At 62.9% G+C, this 14,909-nt stretch carries 13 protein-coding genes; all 13 read right to left on the bottom strand.

The annotated features are described in order from the left end of the window. Positions 1-50: 50 nt before the first annotated feature. The 13 genes from AB5758_RS00985 to fdhF all read right to left on the bottom strand — a co-directional run bounded on the left by AB5758_RS00985 (position 51) and on the right by fdhF (position 14,872). Positions 51-890, bottom strand: a complete 840-nt coding sequence (locus AB5758_RS00985; protein WP_368141200.1) for a formate/nitrite transporter family protein — start codon at positions 888-890, stop codon at positions 51-53. 39 nt (positions 891-929) lie between these two features. After that, positions 930-1,433 (bottom strand): hydrogenase maturation peptidase HycI, encoded by a 504-nt coding sequence (gene hycI, locus AB5758_RS00990; protein ID WP_368141199.1) that lies wholly within the window; start codon positions 1,431-1,433, stop codon positions 930-932. After that, positions 1,433-2,014 (bottom strand): formate hydrogenlyase maturation HycH family protein, encoded by a 582-nt coding sequence (locus tag AB5758_RS00995; RefSeq protein WP_368141198.1) that lies wholly within the window; start codon positions 2,012-2,014, stop codon positions 1,433-1,435. Before AB5758_RS00995 ends, hycI begins: the two co-directional genes overlap by 1 nt. Then, on the bottom strand, positions 2,015-2,797 hold the full coding sequence (locus tag AB5758_RS01000) for an NADH-quinone oxidoreductase subunit B family protein (protein ID WP_022095195.1): 783 nt from the start codon (positions 2,795-2,797) through the stop codon (positions 2,015-2,017). A gap of 2 nt (positions 2,798-2,799) precedes the next feature. Then, on the bottom strand, positions 2,800-3,516 hold the full coding sequence (locus tag AB5758_RS01005; RefSeq protein WP_368152662.1) for a formate hydrogenlyase complex iron-sulfur subunit: 717 nt from the start codon (positions 3,514-3,516) through the stop codon (positions 2,800-2,802). A gap of 1 nt (position 3,517) precedes the next feature. After that, positions 3,518-5,290 (bottom strand): hydrogenase large subunit, encoded by a 1,773-nt coding sequence (locus tag AB5758_RS01010; protein ID WP_035138048.1) that lies wholly within the window; start codon positions 5,288-5,290, stop codon positions 3,518-3,520. Between the two features lie 4 nt (positions 5,291-5,294). After that, the gene (locus AB5758_RS01015; RefSeq protein WP_368141195.1) at positions 5,295-6,860 is read right to left on the bottom strand and encodes a hydrogenase 4 subunit F; all 1,566 of its coding nucleotides are present in this window, start codon (positions 6,858-6,860) and stop codon (positions 5,295-5,297) included. 3 nt (positions 6,861-6,863) lie between these two features. Next, positions 6,864-7,517: a hydrogenase 4 membrane subunit gene (hyfE, locus tag AB5758_RS01020; protein WP_035138044.1), complete on the bottom strand. Its 654-nt coding sequence runs from the start codon at positions 7,515-7,517 to the stop codon at positions 6,864-6,866. A gap of 10 nt (positions 7,518-7,527) precedes the next feature. Next, positions 7,528-8,985: a hydrogenase 4 subunit D gene (locus tag AB5758_RS01025; protein ID WP_055309579.1), complete on the bottom strand. Its 1,458-nt coding sequence runs from the start codon at positions 8,983-8,985 to the stop codon at positions 7,528-7,530. Between the two features lie 16 nt (positions 8,986-9,001). Next, a complete protein-coding gene (locus AB5758_RS01030) occupies positions 9,002-9,925 on the bottom strand; it encodes a respiratory chain complex I subunit 1 family protein (RefSeq protein ID WP_055309580.1) in 924 nt (307 codons plus the stop codon). Between the two features lie 17 nt (positions 9,926-9,942). Then, positions 9,943-11,961, bottom strand: coding sequence for a hydrogenase 4 subunit B (hyfB, locus tag AB5758_RS01035; RefSeq protein WP_368141194.1), 2,019 nt, complete (start codon positions 11,959-11,961; stop codon positions 9,943-9,945). After that, positions 11,954-12,571 (bottom strand): 4Fe-4S dicluster domain-containing protein, encoded by a 618-nt coding sequence (locus tag AB5758_RS01040; RefSeq protein WP_117746396.1) that lies wholly within the window; start codon positions 12,569-12,571, stop codon positions 11,954-11,956. The genes hyfB and AB5758_RS01040 overlap by 8 nt, the downstream gene beginning before the upstream one ends. Positions 12,572-12,649: 78 nt before the next feature. Continuing rightward, positions 12,650-14,872 carry a formate dehydrogenase subunit alpha gene (fdhF, locus tag AB5758_RS01045; protein ID WP_368141193.1) on the bottom strand — a complete coding sequence of 741 codons (2,223 nt, stop codon included), beginning with the start codon at positions 14,870-14,872 and terminating at the stop codon, positions 12,650-12,652. Between the last annotated feature and the right edge of the window lie 37 nt (positions 14,873-14,909).

Consider the following 14,909-nt stretch of genomic DNA (forward strand, 5'->3'; position numbering starts at 1 on the left):
TCCCGCACGGCAACGCCCCGCGGGAGGCCCAACGTCAAACAGACGGCACCTTACGCCTCGGACTTCTTGGCGTAGATAAACCAATAGCCGAGCGCGATCAGAACCGCGCCGCCCACGATGTTGCCCAGCGTGGCGGCGGATAGGTTAAACGCAATGCCCGCGACGTTGAGCGCGTCGGCACCGGCAACCTTGGCGCCATAGCCGCACGCGTGCATCACGGCACCCATGGGCAAAAAGTACATGTTGGCAACGCAGTGCTCAAAACCGCAGGCCACAAAGGCTGCGATGGGCAGCAGAATGCCCACGACCTTATCGACCACGGTCTTGCCGGCAGTACCGATCCACACGGCCAGGCACACAAAGATGTTGCACAGGATGCCGCGGAAGAAGATCGTCACCCAGTCGATCGTCACCTTGCCGGCGGCGACGCTCACCATGGAGTTGGCGACCGCCTCGCCGTTGAGCTTATAGATGCCGGCCATGTACACCAAAAAGACGATGAACAGGGCACCGACAAAATTGCCGACCCACACGACGACCCAGGCCTTGAGCATCTGGGCCAGAGTGACCTTTTTGCTCTTGAGCGCGCAGACCATAAGCGAATTGCCGGTAAACAGCTCGGCGCCACACACCAGCACCAGCACCAGGCCCAGGCAAAAGCACAGGCCGCCCACGACACGCTGGGCACCCCAGCCCAGCGTGCTGTCGCTCAAGAACACCGTAAAGAACAGGCCGCCGAAGGCGATAAACGCACCGGCGAACATTGCCAACAGAAAGGCCTTTGCGACCGGCAGGTTGGCCTTGGTCACGCCGGCGGCCTCGGTCTTGGCCTCGATCGCGGCGGGTGCCAGGCAATCGGGAGCGGGATATTCTGCCTTGGAATCTGCCATGTCAATCACTTCTTTCCTAATCAGCAGGGACAAGCGCTCCTATTGCTCTTGCCCCAAGCGGATAAAGTGGGAAAAGTCGTTGGCGGCCACGGCGTCGTACACGGCGTCGACGGCGTCAAAGACTTCCGGGGACATGGGGTTGTAGAACTCCGTGTCGCCCGGCTGAATCCCAACGAAGACGATATCATCACACGATTGCTCGATTTCCTCGATCAGAATCGACAAAGGAAGCGAATGCGTGGTGAACATCGACTTGCGGGCTACATCGCGCTTGTCGAGCAAACGGATGGACCCGACGGGCAGCGCCATGTCGGCGGCATCGACCAAAACCAAACGCGGCGGACGCTCGCGCTTGACCTCGATGATGTCGTCCTCGGGCGTTTGACCGCCGTCGATGGTGTACCAACCGGCGATGGGTGCGTCTTCCATCTTTTTGGAGAGCACGGGGCCGGCGGCATCGTCGGCACGCAGCACGCTTCCCGCCGTGAGCACGATACCCGCAAATGGGGCTCCGTTCACACGTCCATCTACAACGCGACCCATTACTGCAACCTTCCCGTCAGATACACACCCGACACATCGCGCACGCGCTCCACCAGATCGCGAAACTTCATCAGAAACGCGACCTGCTGGGCATGCAGGCCAAAATCGTCGTCGAACACCGAGATGCCGGCCTTGGCCGACCCGCGAAAACCGCGCTCGTCGAGCAGCGCATCGCAGGCCTCGAGCAGCGACGGCACCGCCGCCTTGTCGAGCTGGCACTCGCCAAAGGAGCGGATGGCCTCGAACTTGGTCTTGGCCTCCCCCTCCGGCAACGCGTCGACGAGCGAATAGAACACATCCACCGACACCGACAGACGCAGCTCAAAGCAGTCGAGCACGCCGGTGTGGTGGCCCACGGCGAGCGTGTAGTACAGCACGTCGCAGGCCTCCTGGGGAACGTCTTCCTCGGTCTCCACAAACTTACGCGTGAGCTCGTAGAAGACCACCTGGTCGGGCGCATGGCCCAGGCAGGGGTCGGCGACGCCCTCGGCAGCCCCGTCGCTTGCGCGCGAGGCATCGCCAAAGGAGCCGCCGAGCATGCCGGGACCCGCAAAGTAACCAGAGCGGTCCGTAAGCTCCATCTAGCGACCTCCGGCCAGCACCAGATCCTGCAGCGCCGAGTACACCTCGACGCGGCGCGGATCGTCCTGCTTGTCGATGAGCAGCGCCATGGCACCTCGGATATCGCCCTTGGGCGCGCCCTCGAGCGTATCCATAAATTCATTGGCCAGGTCGCGGCCGTAACGGTAGCCGCTCATGGCGCGAGCTTCGCGCTCGATTGCAACGCGCAGCTTGTACGGCACGCCGGGATGCAGGATATCGGCCTGCTCGCCGGCGGCCTCCACCGTGGTCTCGGCATGGAGCTTTTGGTCCAGCAGACCGAGCGCCATGGCAAAGCCGTAGATGGTCTGCGCGGGGCTGGGCGGGCAGCCGGGGATGTAGACATCGACCGGCAGAATCTTGTCCGTGCCGCCCCAGACGCAGTAGTTGTCGTAGAAGATGCCACCGGTGCAGCCGCACGCGCCATAGGACACCACGATCTTGGGATCGGGTGCGGCCTCAAAGGCGCGCAGGGCCGGCATACGCATGGCACGCGTCACGGCGCCGGTGTACAGCAGCACATCGGCGTGACGGGGCGAAGGCACGACCTTGATGCCAAAGCGCTCGACGTCAAAGACGGGCGTGATGGAACCGAAGATCTCAATCTCGCAGCCGTTGCAGCCGCCACAGTCGACACGGTAGACGTACACCGAGCGCTTGATCTTCTTAAGAAGGGTCGCCTTGGCCTTCTCGATGCTCTCGTCGAGCTCGATCTTGGTCGGGCGGTACTGAAGCCGCTCGGGCAAAAGCGTGGGTTCGGCCATGGTTACTCCTCCTTCGTATCAAAATCCATGATGATGCCCTCGACCGGCACCGGACCGGCGGGAATCTCGGGCGCATCGGGGTTGAGCTCGCGGTCGATATACTCCGGGTTCACGCCGTGGCCGCCCAGATACTCCATGCCGGGGCCCTGGGGCTCACCGGACGCAAGCGTCTCGTTGGCAGCCATGCCGTGTGCGTTGCCGGTCTTTACGGCCGAGGCGGCGCGCAGGGCGTCGAGCTCGCGCTTGCACTCCTGGCACATACCGACGGTACGGGCGGCCTGGATGGCCTCCATGCCGCCGGCCTTTTGCAGCAGGCGCTTGGCGTAGTCGATCTCCTTGTGCGGGGCAAACGGCTTGCCGCAGCGCGAGCAGTGCTCGAGCGTATAGACGCTCTTGCTGGTGAGGTCGTCCTTGCTCATGACGGCCAACTCAAACTCCTCGGTGAGCTTGATGGCCTCCATGGGGCAGGCTTCCTCGCAGCGGCCGCAAAAGATGCAGCGGCCGTAGTCGATCGACCAGGTAATGGTATCGGCCGCAAGGTCAGTGTCCATGCGAATGGCATCGGCCGGGCACGCCACGCCGCAGGCACCGCAGGCGATGCAGAGCTCGGCATTGTGCTCGGGCTTGCCGCGCATGTCCTTATTGGTGGGAAACGGCGCAAACGGGTACTTGACCGTCGCGTCGCCGGCCTTGGCGTTAACCTTCCAAAGCTTCAGCATATTAGAGCGCCTCCTCATCGAGCGGAGCGGCCATGGTGCCCTCGCCCGCAAGCGGCGACTTGTCGCGCCAGACGTTCTCGAACTGCTCCTTGTCGAGCACGTGGTCGCGCTTGGCGGCGACATCGGTCACCGTCACGCGGTCGGTGCAGGAGTAGCACGGGTCGAGCGAGCCGACGATCAACGCAGCGTCACCCACGGTGTTGCCGCGGAACATGTAGCGCAGGACCGGCCAGTTGCTGTACGTGGCGGCCTTGGCGCGCCAGCGGTAGCACTTCTGATTGTTGCCGAGCATGGCCCAGTGCACGTCCTCGCCGCGCGGCGCCTCGGTGGCGCCGATGGCGTACTTGTGCGGGGTGTACTCCCAATCCGTGGTGAGGATGGGGCCCGACGGGCAGTTCTCGAGCATGGTCTCGATCATGTCGATCGAATCGTAGACCTCCTGGATGCGAACGGCGGTACGGCCGAAGGCATCGCAGGTGTCGGCCGTGGCGGCATGCATCTTTTGGACGTCCGGATCGGCGTAGCCGTCGAAGGGATGGTCAAAGCGCACGTCGCGGGCGTAGCCAGAGCCACGCATGAGCGGGCCGACCGGCGAGAAGTCGCGTGCGATCTTGCGGTCCAAGATGCCGATGCCACTCGTACGCTCAATAAAGTTGGGCGTGGAGAGCAGCACGTCGACGAGCTCTTGAACCTCGGAGCGCAGCTGGTGGATGGTCGTGAGCGTGGAGAGCTTCTGCTCGGCCAAAATGTCGCGACGCACGCCGCCGATCACGTTGAGACCGTAGGTCTTGCGGTGACCGGAGAGCTTCTCGGCCAGGTCCATGGACTTCTCGCGGACGCGGAAGAACTGCTGGAAGCCGGAGTCGAAGCCGGTGTAGTGCGATGCGAGGCCAATATTGAGCAGATGCGAGTGCAGACGCTCGACCTCGAGCATGATGGCGCGGATGTACTGGGCGCGCGGCGGGACATGAATGCCCTGGGCGCGCTCGACGGCCTCGGCGTAGGCCACCGAGTGAGCGCAGCCGCAGATGCCGCAGATACGGTCGGCGAGGAACGTCACGGCGTCATAGTTCAGGCGCGTCTCGGCGACCTTCTCCATGCCGCGATGCACGTAGAACAGACGATAGTCGGCGTCGACGATCGTCTCGCCCTCGACGAACAGGCGGAAGTGGCCGGGCTCGTCGGAGGTAATGTGCAACGGTCCCATGGGGACGAGTGTGGTCTCCTTGCCCTTGGTGTCGGCCAAGAACTCGTAGTTTTCCATGTCGCTCGCGGGAGCGGGACGGAAGCGGTAGTCCATGGAGTCCTTGCGCAGCGGGTACAGGCCGCTGGGCCAGTCATCGGGCAGTACCAGGCGGCGACGGTCGGGCAGACCCTCGGGGATCAGGCCGAACATGTCGCGCAGCTCGCGCTCGCCCCACACGCAGGCGGGGACGAACGGCGTCACGGACGGGAACGTCATCTTGGCGGGATCGACCTCGGTGCGCACGGTCACCCAGCCGGGGTCCTCCCCCTCCATGGAGATGACATAGTACACGGCGTAACGGCCGCACAGACTGCGCTCGTCGTTGCCGATGATCACGGGAATCCAGCCGTAGCGCTCGTAATACAGGTAGTGGACGGCCTCGGGCAGCTTGTCCTGCTTGACGGTAATCGTCAGCTGGTCCTCGCACTGCCACTCAACCTTCTCGATAGCGCCCGGCACTGCGGCGCGCAGGGCCTCGACGTGGCTTTCGCAACGACGAGCGTAGTCCTTCTTTTCAGGTTCTGCCATGGTGCTAATTCACCTCGCTTGTCTTGGTCTGGGAACTGAACACCATGCGGTAGAGAGGAGCCTCGTGGAGCTCTTCGACGCTCTGGTTCAAAACGACGGACGTTGCATCCTCGACGCCGCTCGTGATGGCGACCGGGGTGGCGATACCGAACCACATGACCACGATCGCGAGGGCAATCTCGGGGATGATCATGAGGGCGGGCACCTCGTGGCGCTTCATGCCCTCGGGCGCCTTGCCGAAGATGGACTTGAGCGCGATGCCGGTAAGGGCAAAGTACACGCCGGTGAGGCCAATGGCCACGAGCACGACCACCCAGATGGGACCGGACTGGACGCCGGCCACGAAGGTGAGGAACTCGGAGATGAACAGGGCGAACGGCGGGAAGGCGGCGAGCGCGAGCAGGGCGATGATGGTGAGCGCTGCCGTGACGGGAGCGATCTCGACGACGCCCTTGATCTTGTTCAGGTCGCGGGTGTGGTAGATGTGCTGGATGTTACCGGCCATGCAGAAGGCGAGCGCCTTGGTGAAGCCGTGGAAGATGCAGTGCAGCAGGCAGGCGGCGATACCGAGCGGACCACCGATACCCAGGCACAGCGCGACCACGCCGACGTTGTCGACGGAGGAGTACGCGAAGCGGCGCTTGATATCGTCCTGCTTGAAGATGCACAGGGCGGCCACCAGGATGGACAGCGTGCCCAGGATGAGCAGGAGCGTTCGCGGATAGGTGTCGCCCACCGTGATGATGGACAGGGAGTAGAAGCGGATGATCACCAGCATGGCGCACTTGAGCAGCACGCCCGAGAGCAGCGCGGAGACCGGGCTCGGAGCCTGGGAGTGCGCGTCGGGCAGCCAGGTGTGCATGGGGAACAGGCCCGCCTTGGTGCCGAAGCCGATGACGATGAACGCGAACGCGAGGCGCACGAGCATCGGGTCGAACTGGTCGGCGTAGGGCATGATGGAGGTGAGGAACGCGGCCTCATGCGCGTTGGGCATGATATCGGCGGCGTTCGCGTAGATGAGCAGCGTGCCGAACAGGCCGAAGGCCACGCCGGCGGTGCAGACCATCGCGTACTTCCAAGACGCCTCGAGCGCCTGCTTGTTCTTGTAGATGCCCACGAGGAACACGGTCGACAGCGTAGTGGCCTCGACCGCCGCCCAGGTGAGGATGATGTTGTTGGACAGGCAGGCGAGCAGCATCGTGAAAACGAACAGGCTGAATAGCGCGTAGTACTGCTTGGTGCGCTCGGCCGGCATGGTCTTCTCCTCAATATCGATCTTGATATAGGAGATGGAGTACACGCCGGTGATGAACCCGATGATGCCTACCAGAAGGACGAAGATCGACGAGAGCGAATCGAGATGGAGCCACAGGCCCAAGGCGTCGATATTCTGCCCGCTCGAGAGCATGGTTCCCGCGGTGACGACCGAAAGGACGAGGGTCGCCGCGACGGAGATGGTGTTGAGCCCCGCGAAGACGTTGTAGGACGTCGCCTTGGGGAGTGCGGCCATAATCAGGGAGAACACAAGGGGACAAGCGAGCAGGGCGACCGTCAACATTGAAACATCCATGGCCTACCCCTTCAATTCGGTAAGGTCGTGGGAGTCGAGCGACTTGGTGTCGTTCCAGATCCTCACGACGACGGCGGACATGATGATGACGGCGAAAATGGCGTCGGTGGCGATGCCGATCTCGATGATCTCGGGGGCCGTGGGCGCGAGCAGGGCGAGCGTCACGTGGCTACCGTTCTCCATAAGGCAGTACCCGAAGATCTGCTTGAGGATGTTGCGCTGGGAGATGATGCACGTGAGGCCGACGAAGAAATGCGCGAAGCTGATGGCGAGGGCCGGAGTAGCCACCTCAGCGGTGGGCAGGCTCAGGCGCGTGACCACCGCGAAGCAGATGGCCACCTCCAGACCGGTGAGGATGATGGTCCAGGCCGGCTTGATGGAGGAGGTCAGCGTGCTATCGGCAGGCGAACCCATCTTTTTGTAGGCACGGTTGAGAATGAACGGAACGAGGATCACCTTGGTGACGAAGGCCGACGCGGCCCACATGAGAAGCTCGGTGGCACCGGTGGTGAGGCCCAGGGTGAGCAGCACGCCCACCAGGACAACCGACTGGATCGCGTACCACTTAATGGCGGACGGGATGGTCTTCGAGACGACCACCATGGTGGAGGTCACGATCAGAAGACCGCCCAGGATATTGACTAACGAATAACCCATGTCCTACCTCCTAACCCATCCAACTAGAGGACAGAGGACCGGCGACGACGACCATGATCATGAGGACGACGAACACGAACGCCATGGCGCGCGGAAGGGGCTGGCCGGCGGCCACGGTCTCGCTCGGCTCACCGGGCAGGACCTTACCCATCCAACGCAGGAACCATGCAAAGGTGGCGACGGTCTCGACGACCATGACGCACACGAGGACGAAGATGACCGTGTTGGAAGCACCAACCGCGAAGCCACCGGAAATAATCTGGAACTTGGAGAAGAACGTGCTCATGGGGGGCACGCCGGCGATAGCGGTCGCGGCGACCGCGAAGCCCACGCCCGTGACCGGGTACTTCTTCATGAGGCCCTGGATCTTGGGCAACATACGGGTTCCCAGCGTGAAGCTGAGGGAGCCGGCGATGAGGAAGAACAGGGTCTTGGTGAACGCGTGGTTGAAGATGTGCTCGACGGCGCCGTTGAACGCCATCTGGCTTCCGAACACGGAGAGGCCCAGGCCGAAGAACACGTAGGCGAGCTGCGCGATCGTCGAGAAGGCGAGCAGGCGCTTCATATCCTTCTGGGGCAGGTACATGAGGAAGCCGAAGAGCATGGTCACGACGGCGTCGATGATGGCGACCCAACCGACGATCTCGGGGATATCGCCGGCACTCGCAAGAGCGCGGGCGAACACGCACACGCCGACCTTCACCATGGACGCGCCATGGAGGTAGGCGGAAACGGGCGTGGGGGCCTCCATTGCGGAGGGCAGCCACATGTAGAGCGGGAACTGGGCGGACTTGGCCCAAGCGGCGAACAGGATGAGCAGCAGCACGACGGTCTTCATACCGGAATCGAGCTGGGAGATCGCGCTCAGCGCGAACGTGCCGGTTCCGGCGAACAGGAAGGCCGCGCCGATGTAGAGTCCCAGAGCGCCGATATGGGTGATGATGAGCGCCTTCATACCGGCCTTCTTGGCCGTGGGCGTCATGTAGTAGCTGATGAGGCCCCAGGAGCACACGCCGGTGATCTCGAAGAAAACGAGCTGGCCGACGATGGTGGAGCTGTAGGCGAGACCGGCCATGGCGCCGATGAACGTGGAGAAGTACACGTAGAAGCGGCGACGGGGCGCGTCGGGATGCTCCTTGTTCTTATCGCTCATGTACGGGAACGAATAGATGACGACGAGCAGGCCGATAGCGACGAACGCGGGTGCGAGCAGCGTGCTCATCCGGTCGAATATGAAGCCCATGACCAAGGTCTGGCCCATACTCGCCCAGGTTACATCGACCGCGTTCATGCCGTTTCCGGCAAACGTCGCGGCCAAGCCAACGGAAGCGACCGTGGCGATGCCGCCGGCAAAGGCGCAGATCCATTTAGCGTAGGGACGCGGCAGCATGACGATGAGCAGGGAGCCCAGCATGGGGACGGCGATCGCCACCATGGCAAAGAGGGACAAGCTCGATTCGATTGACATAGTTTCTCCCTTCTCCCTACACGCCTACGACGACGAAGACGAACGCGAGGACCGCGATGCCGACGACGGCCCAGGTCTGGTTACCGAGCACCTTGAAGCGCGAACGGGAAACGGAGTTCTCGAGCACGCCGCAGACAACGAAATCGACCAGGCACTTGACAAGGAAGACGACGGCGCCCACGAGAGCGGTGACGCCAATGGTCGCAGGCTCTCCCCAGGGGATGAAGATGGAGGTGAACCAAGCGACGACCACGACCTGCTTCATGCCCATGGCGAGCTTCATCATGGCCAGGGACGGGCCGGAGAGCTCGGCGAGCGGGCCCTCCTGGAGCTCCTGCTCGGCTTCGGCCTGATCGAACGGAAGCTTGCCGAGCTCCATATAGCAGGCGGCCGCGAAGGCGACGCCGGCGAGGATGACGGCGACGACGCTCGAGACGTTGCCCGTAACGATGTGCTGACCCATGGTCGCAATGTCCGTGGAGCCGCACACGATGGCGACGGTAAACAGCGCGATGAGCATGGACGGCTCGATGAGCACGCTCATGAGGAGCTCGCGGATACCGCCGAAGCCCGCGTAGGCGTTGGAGGAATCCACGCCGGACAGCGCGAAGAAGAAGCGGGACAGCGCGAGCGCGTACATGATGGTGATGGCGTCACCAAAGACGGGCATGGGGCTCTCGAGCGTGAACATGGGCAGGCCCATGGCGAGCATGAACGACACCGCGAGGAACAGCGGCGGCATGATGCGCAGCACGAAGCTCGAGTCGGAACTCACGGACTCGGGACGCGCCATGAGCTTCGCGAGGTCCCGGTAATCCTGAAGGATGGACGGACCGCGGCGATTGTGCATCTTCGCGCGAATCACACGGGCGAGGCCGGAGAAGAAGGGCGCGACCAGCATGACCACGAGGCCCTGCGCTATCGCAAGAACGATGTTCATAATATCCTCTCCCCTCTCTAGACCATGACCACGGCGAGCACGAGGAAGACCACGAGCGCCGCGACGATGTAGCAGATGTATACGGAGTAGTTGCCGCCCTCGATCTTGGAGGCGAGGCCGGCCAGCTTATCGGCACCCTCGCTCGGTGCATCGACCAGGAAGCGGTCGGGCAGGGGCTCAACGCCCTGGGCGACACCGGTGAGCTTCTGGAACACGTGCGCGATGGACCAGCAGATCTTGGTGCATACCTCGCGCAGGGTGTAGAGCGGGCCCATGAAGAGCTCTACGTCTGACGCGAAGCTCGTGGCGACGACGGGCATGTGCTCGTTGGGCTCGTAGCCGCACGCCCAAGGGTCGGTCTTCTTAGCGGGGGCCTTGGTGCCGAGGCAGGACCTCAACACGAACGCGAGGCCGGTGAGGACCACGAGCGCGATGGCGATCGCGGGGGTGGAGGTGGCGGCACCGGAAATCTCGTTCACCAGAGACACGCCCGAGGTGGCTGTGATGGCAGAGCCGGCAAGCACGCTCTGGGCGACGTCGCCCAGAACCGGGGCGATGACGGGAGAGCCGATTCCCAGCACCACGCAGATGGCCGCGAGGAGCATCTGCGAGAACAACATCGGAGCCGGGGACTCCTTGGCGTTCGCGGCCTCCTGGGAACGAGGGCTGCTCGCGAACGAGACGCCGTAGGCCTTCACGAAGCACGTGACGGCCAGGGCACCGGTGATGGCGAGGGCGGCCGCGGAGGCGACGGCGAACACCATGACGACCGGGTCGGAGAGCGTCGAGATGTTGAACAGGGACTGGTAGGTGAACCACTCGGAAACGAAGCCGTTGAGCGGCGGGATGGCCGAGATGGCAAGGGCACCGATGAGGAAGCAGACGGCCGTGACCGGCATGCGGCGGAACAGACCGCCCATCTTCTCCATGTTGCGCGTACCCGTGGCATAGAGCAGGGAGCCCGCGCCGAGGAACAGCTCGCCCTTGAACATGGCGTGGTTGAGCGTGTGGTAGAGGGCGGCCATGAGCGCGATCGTCGCGATGACGTCGTTGCCCAGGGCGTGCGCCGTCATGGACGCGCCGACACCGAGCAAGATGATGCCGATGTTCTCGACGGAGTGATAGGCAAGCAGGCGCTTGATGTCGTACTCGTGGAGGGCGTAGACGACACCCAGGACCGACGAGATGGATCCGAAGACCAGGACCATGAGGCCCCACCAGAGCTGGACGCCCGAACCCGCGAGCAGGTCGAGACCGACCTTGAGGATTCCCAGGATGCCGATCTTGATCATGCCGCCGGACATGAGGGCGGACACGTTGGACGGCGCCTCGGGGTGCGCCTGGGGCAGCCAGGAGTGCAGCGGAATGATACCGGCCTTCGCGCCAAATCCGAAGAACGCGAGGACGAAGCACGCGGAGGAGACGGCGGGTCCAAAGTCATGCGTACGGAAATCACTGAAGCTGAAGGAACCGCCCACGCCGTTGGTCATGAGCAGGAAGCTCGCCATGATGAGAACGAAGCCCACGTGCGCGATGACGAAGTAGAGCCAACCGCCCCTAATGGAGTTCTTGTTCTCCTCGATAACGACAAGGAAGTAGCTCGTAAGGGACATGAGCTCAAAGGCGACCAGGAACCAGAACACGTTGTCGGCGGTGATGACGAGCATCATCGAGGCGACGAAGGTGTTCATAAAGAAGCCGGCGCGCCCGACCTTGCCCGGGTACTCGTCGAAGTAGGACAGACCGTAGATGAAGCCCGCAAAGGCGAGAATCGAGATGAGGACCACGATCAGGCCCGCAAGGCCGTTGAGCAAGAGCTCGAGACGGGCGAACGGGAAGAAGAAGACCGTGTTGAGGGACGAAACGTCGCCAAGCACGGCCTCGAGGCCCGCGATGAACGACAGCACCGCGGCGACGGCGCCGATAAGGCAGCCGGCGGTCTTGGCGGCGTTATCGGCCTTGATCAGCAGAACCGAGGCGAGCGCACCGATGCACGAGACGGCAAGCGATGCGATAAACAGCGTCATGCTATCCATTGTTTACGCTCCCTTCTGCTTTCTCGGACAGACCCTGGGCCACAGCGGTAACGTCGACGGACGGACCGTTTTCAATCGAGCGCAGGCGCTTGGCCTCGTCGAGTTCGCGATCGGCCGCGCCGCCCATGACGGTCAGCGCCTTGGTGGGGCACGCCGCCACACAATGCGGGCCGTCCGGATCGAAGGCGCACAGGTCGCACTTGACAGCACATGTGTACTGGCCGGGAGCCCACGTAAGCAGGCTGCTCAGGGACTTAGGATACGAAGGCGTCGGGTCGCACATGCCTGCGACACCGGCGATAGACGTGCCATCGGGATGGATGGCACCGAAGGGGCACGCGATGGCGCACAGCCTGCACCCGATGCACTCCTGCTCCTTGACGTGGATGCGATCGCCATCGTGCTCGATGGCATTCACCGGGCAAACCTCGGCGCAGGGGGCACCCTCGCAATGGTGGCAGGCAAGGGCGGCCGAAATACCGCCGGTCTTCACGAGCGCCAGGCGCGGCGTATCCTGAAGACCCTGCATCCGGTGGGCGTCGGCACAGGCGGACTGGCATGTCCCGCAGCCGATGCACCTCTCCGGGTTGATGTCGATGAAGCGGTTCATCCCCACTTCCTTTCAAAATAACGGGCCGGGGTCCCGAACGTACGGGACGCCCGGCCCAAAAAGCCAACGAGAACGGGACTACACGATTTGATTCACGTGCGTCTCGTCATCGAACTTGGCGGCGCCGGGCTCAACGTCTTGGGGAGCGGCGGCGTCCACCAAAGCCTGCTTGAGCTCGGTGTACTGACGCTCGACCTCGCCCTCGGCCCAGACCTGGTCGGCGATGGCGTCGACCTGGCAGGCGGAGAACTTGTCCTCGGGCGTATGCGAGACCGGGTCGACCTTGTGAATGGTCAGCTCGTTGCACTTGCCGATCCACCACTGGTAGGTCATATAGACCGTGCCCTTGTTGATGCGATCGCTTATGTCGGCGCGACTGTATACCTGGCCACGGCGGCTGTGGATCGAGACGATGTCGCCGTTCTTGATGCCGCGCGCCTGGGCGTCCGCGGGATTCATGCGGACAAAGCCGGGCTCGTCGGCAAGCAGCGCCAGCGTCTTGCAGTTGCCGGTCATCGAGCGGCAGCTGTAGTGGCCGACCTCGCGGACGGTGCACAGGATGAGCGGGTACTCATCATCGGGAAGCTCGGAGGGCGCCTCCCAGTCGTGCGCCATCAGGTTGGCGCGGCCGTCCTTGGTGGTGAACTTGCCACCAGCGAACATGTCGGGCGTACCGTGGTCGTTCACATCGGTGCTCTTGACCGGCCACTGGGCGTAACCGCCCTCGGGAGCCATCTTCTCGTAGGTTGCGCCCACAAAGTTGGGGCACAGGCTAATGCACTCGTTCCAGATCTGCTCGGTGTTGTCGTAGTGCATGGGATAGCCCATGCGCGTGGACAGGTCCGCGAAGATCTCCCAGTCGTGGCGGCACTCGCCCTTGGGCGGAACAGCCGCGTCAAAGTGCTGGAAGCTACGGTCGGATGCGGTAAAGACGCCCTCGTGCTCGCCCCAAGAGGTGGCAGGCAGGATGACGTCGGCGAGCATGGTCGTCTGCGTCATAAAGATGTCCTGGCAAATGAACAGATCCAGCTCGGAGAGCGTCTTGCGCATACCAGCCGAATCGGGCTCGGTCTGCACCGGGTCCTCGCCGTAGTTGTAGAAGCAGTGCACCTTGCCCTCGTCGACCAGGTGGCCCAGGTCGGTGAGCTTGTAGCCCTCCTCGAGCGGGAGCTTTTCCTCGGGCACGCCCCAAGCCTTGGCAAACTTGGCACGCACAGCCGGGTCGGTGACTTTCTGGTAGCCAGGATACAGGTTGGGCAGCATGCCCATATCGCAGGAGCCCTGGACGTTGTTCTGGCCACGCACGGGCGCGAGGCCGGAGTTGGGTTTGCCGATCTGGCCGGCAACGCAGGCGATGGAGGCGATGGTGTGCACCGTCTTCAGGTTCTGCTTCTGCTGGCATACGCCCATGCCCCAGCCAATGATGGCAGAGGGCTTCGCCGTGGCGTACATCTCGGCAGCTTGGTGGATCAACGCAGGCTCGACGCCCGTGATGTCCTGTACGGATTCGGGAGTGTAGTTCTTGATGGTCTCCCACCACTCGTCAAAGCCGTTCGTGTGCTCGGCGACGAATTCCTTGTCGTAGAGGCCATCGTTGACCAAGCAGTTGGCAAAGGCGTTGAGGAACGCAACGTTGCAACCGTTCTTGATCGGAAGGTAGAGATCGGCGATACGCGCAGTTTCGATATGGCGCGGATCGGCGACGATGATCTTGCAACCCTTTTCTTTGGCTCGCACGATACGCCTTGCGACGATGGGGTGCGAATCGGCAGGGTTATAGCCGAAGAGGAAAATGCAGCCCGCATCCTCCATACCGGGGATGGAGCATGACATGCAACCTGAACCAACCGTGTCCATCAGACCGAGGACAGTAGGGCCGTGTCAAGTACGGGCGCAGTTGTCCACGCTGTGGGTGCCGATGCACGCACGCGTAAACTTCTGCATGACGTAGTTCGCCTCATTGCCGCCGCCTCGCGAAGAGCCGGTGGTCATGACAGCGTTAGGACCATATTCGTCAATTATGGCCTGCATCTTAGATGCGGTGAAATCCAGTGCCTCGTCCCAGCTTACGCGCTCAAGATCCGCGCCCTTAGTGCGGCGGATCATCGGGTGCAGTACGCGAGGAGTCAAGATCTTGGTGTCGTTGATGAAGTCGTAGCCGCTCATGCCCTTAAGGCACAGCTCGCTCTGGTTGGTGATGCCGTTGAGCGGTTCGGTGCCCACGACCTGGCCGTTTTGGACCAGGAGGTTAAACTGGCAACCGGCGCCGCAGTACGGGCAGATCACTTTATGCTTCTCCATGACACCCTCCTTCCTTTCTCTGCTACCGAATGCTCGG

Source organism: Collinsella aerofaciens (assembly GCF_040926405.1).
Classification (GTDB): Bacteria; Actinomycetota; Coriobacteriia; order Coriobacteriales; family Coriobacteriaceae; genus Collinsella.

Coding starts and splice junctions, on each gene's coding strand:
- AB5758_RS01000 (WP_022095195.1), bottom strand. CDS start 2,797: ATGGCCGAACCCACGCTTTTGCCCGAGCGGCTTCAGTACCGCCCGACC.
- hycI (WP_368141199.1), bottom strand. CDS start 1,433: ATGGGTCGCGTTGTAGATGGACGTGTGAACGGAGCCCCATTTGCGGGT.
- AB5758_RS01040 (WP_117746396.1), bottom strand. CDS start 12,571: ATGAACCGCTTCATCGACATCAACCCGGAGAGGTGCATCGGCTGCGGG.
- AB5758_RS01010 (WP_035138048.1), bottom strand. CDS start 5,290: ATGGCAGAACCTGAAAAGAAGGACTACGCTCGTCGTTGCGAAAGCCAC.
- AB5758_RS01005 (WP_368152662.1), bottom strand. CDS start 3,516: ATGCTGAAGCTTTGGAAGGTTAACGCCAAGGCCGGCGACGCGACGGTC.
- hyfB (WP_368141194.1), bottom strand. CDS start 11,961: ATGGATAGCATGACGCTGTTTATCGCATCGCTTGCCGTCTCGTGCATC.
- hyfE (WP_035138044.1), bottom strand. CDS start 7,517: ATGGGTTATTCGTTAGTCAATATCCTGGGCGGTCTTCTGATCGTGACC.
- AB5758_RS01015 (WP_368141195.1), bottom strand. CDS start 6,860: ATGGATGTTTCAATGTTGACGGTCGCCCTGCTCGCTTGTCCCCTTGTG.
- AB5758_RS01025 (WP_055309579.1), bottom strand. CDS start 8,985: ATGTCAATCGAATCGAGCTTGTCCCTCTTTGCCATGGTGGCGATCGCC.
- AB5758_RS00995 (WP_368141198.1), bottom strand. CDS start 2,014: ATGGAGCTTACGGACCGCTCTGGTTACTTTGCGGGTCCCGGCATGCTC.
- AB5758_RS00985 (WP_368141200.1), bottom strand. CDS start 890: ATGGCAGATTCCAAGGCAGAATATCCCGCTCCCGATTGCCTGGCACCC.
- AB5758_RS01030 (WP_055309580.1), bottom strand. CDS start 9,925: ATGAACATCGTTCTTGCGATAGCGCAGGGCCTCGTGGTCATGCTGGTC.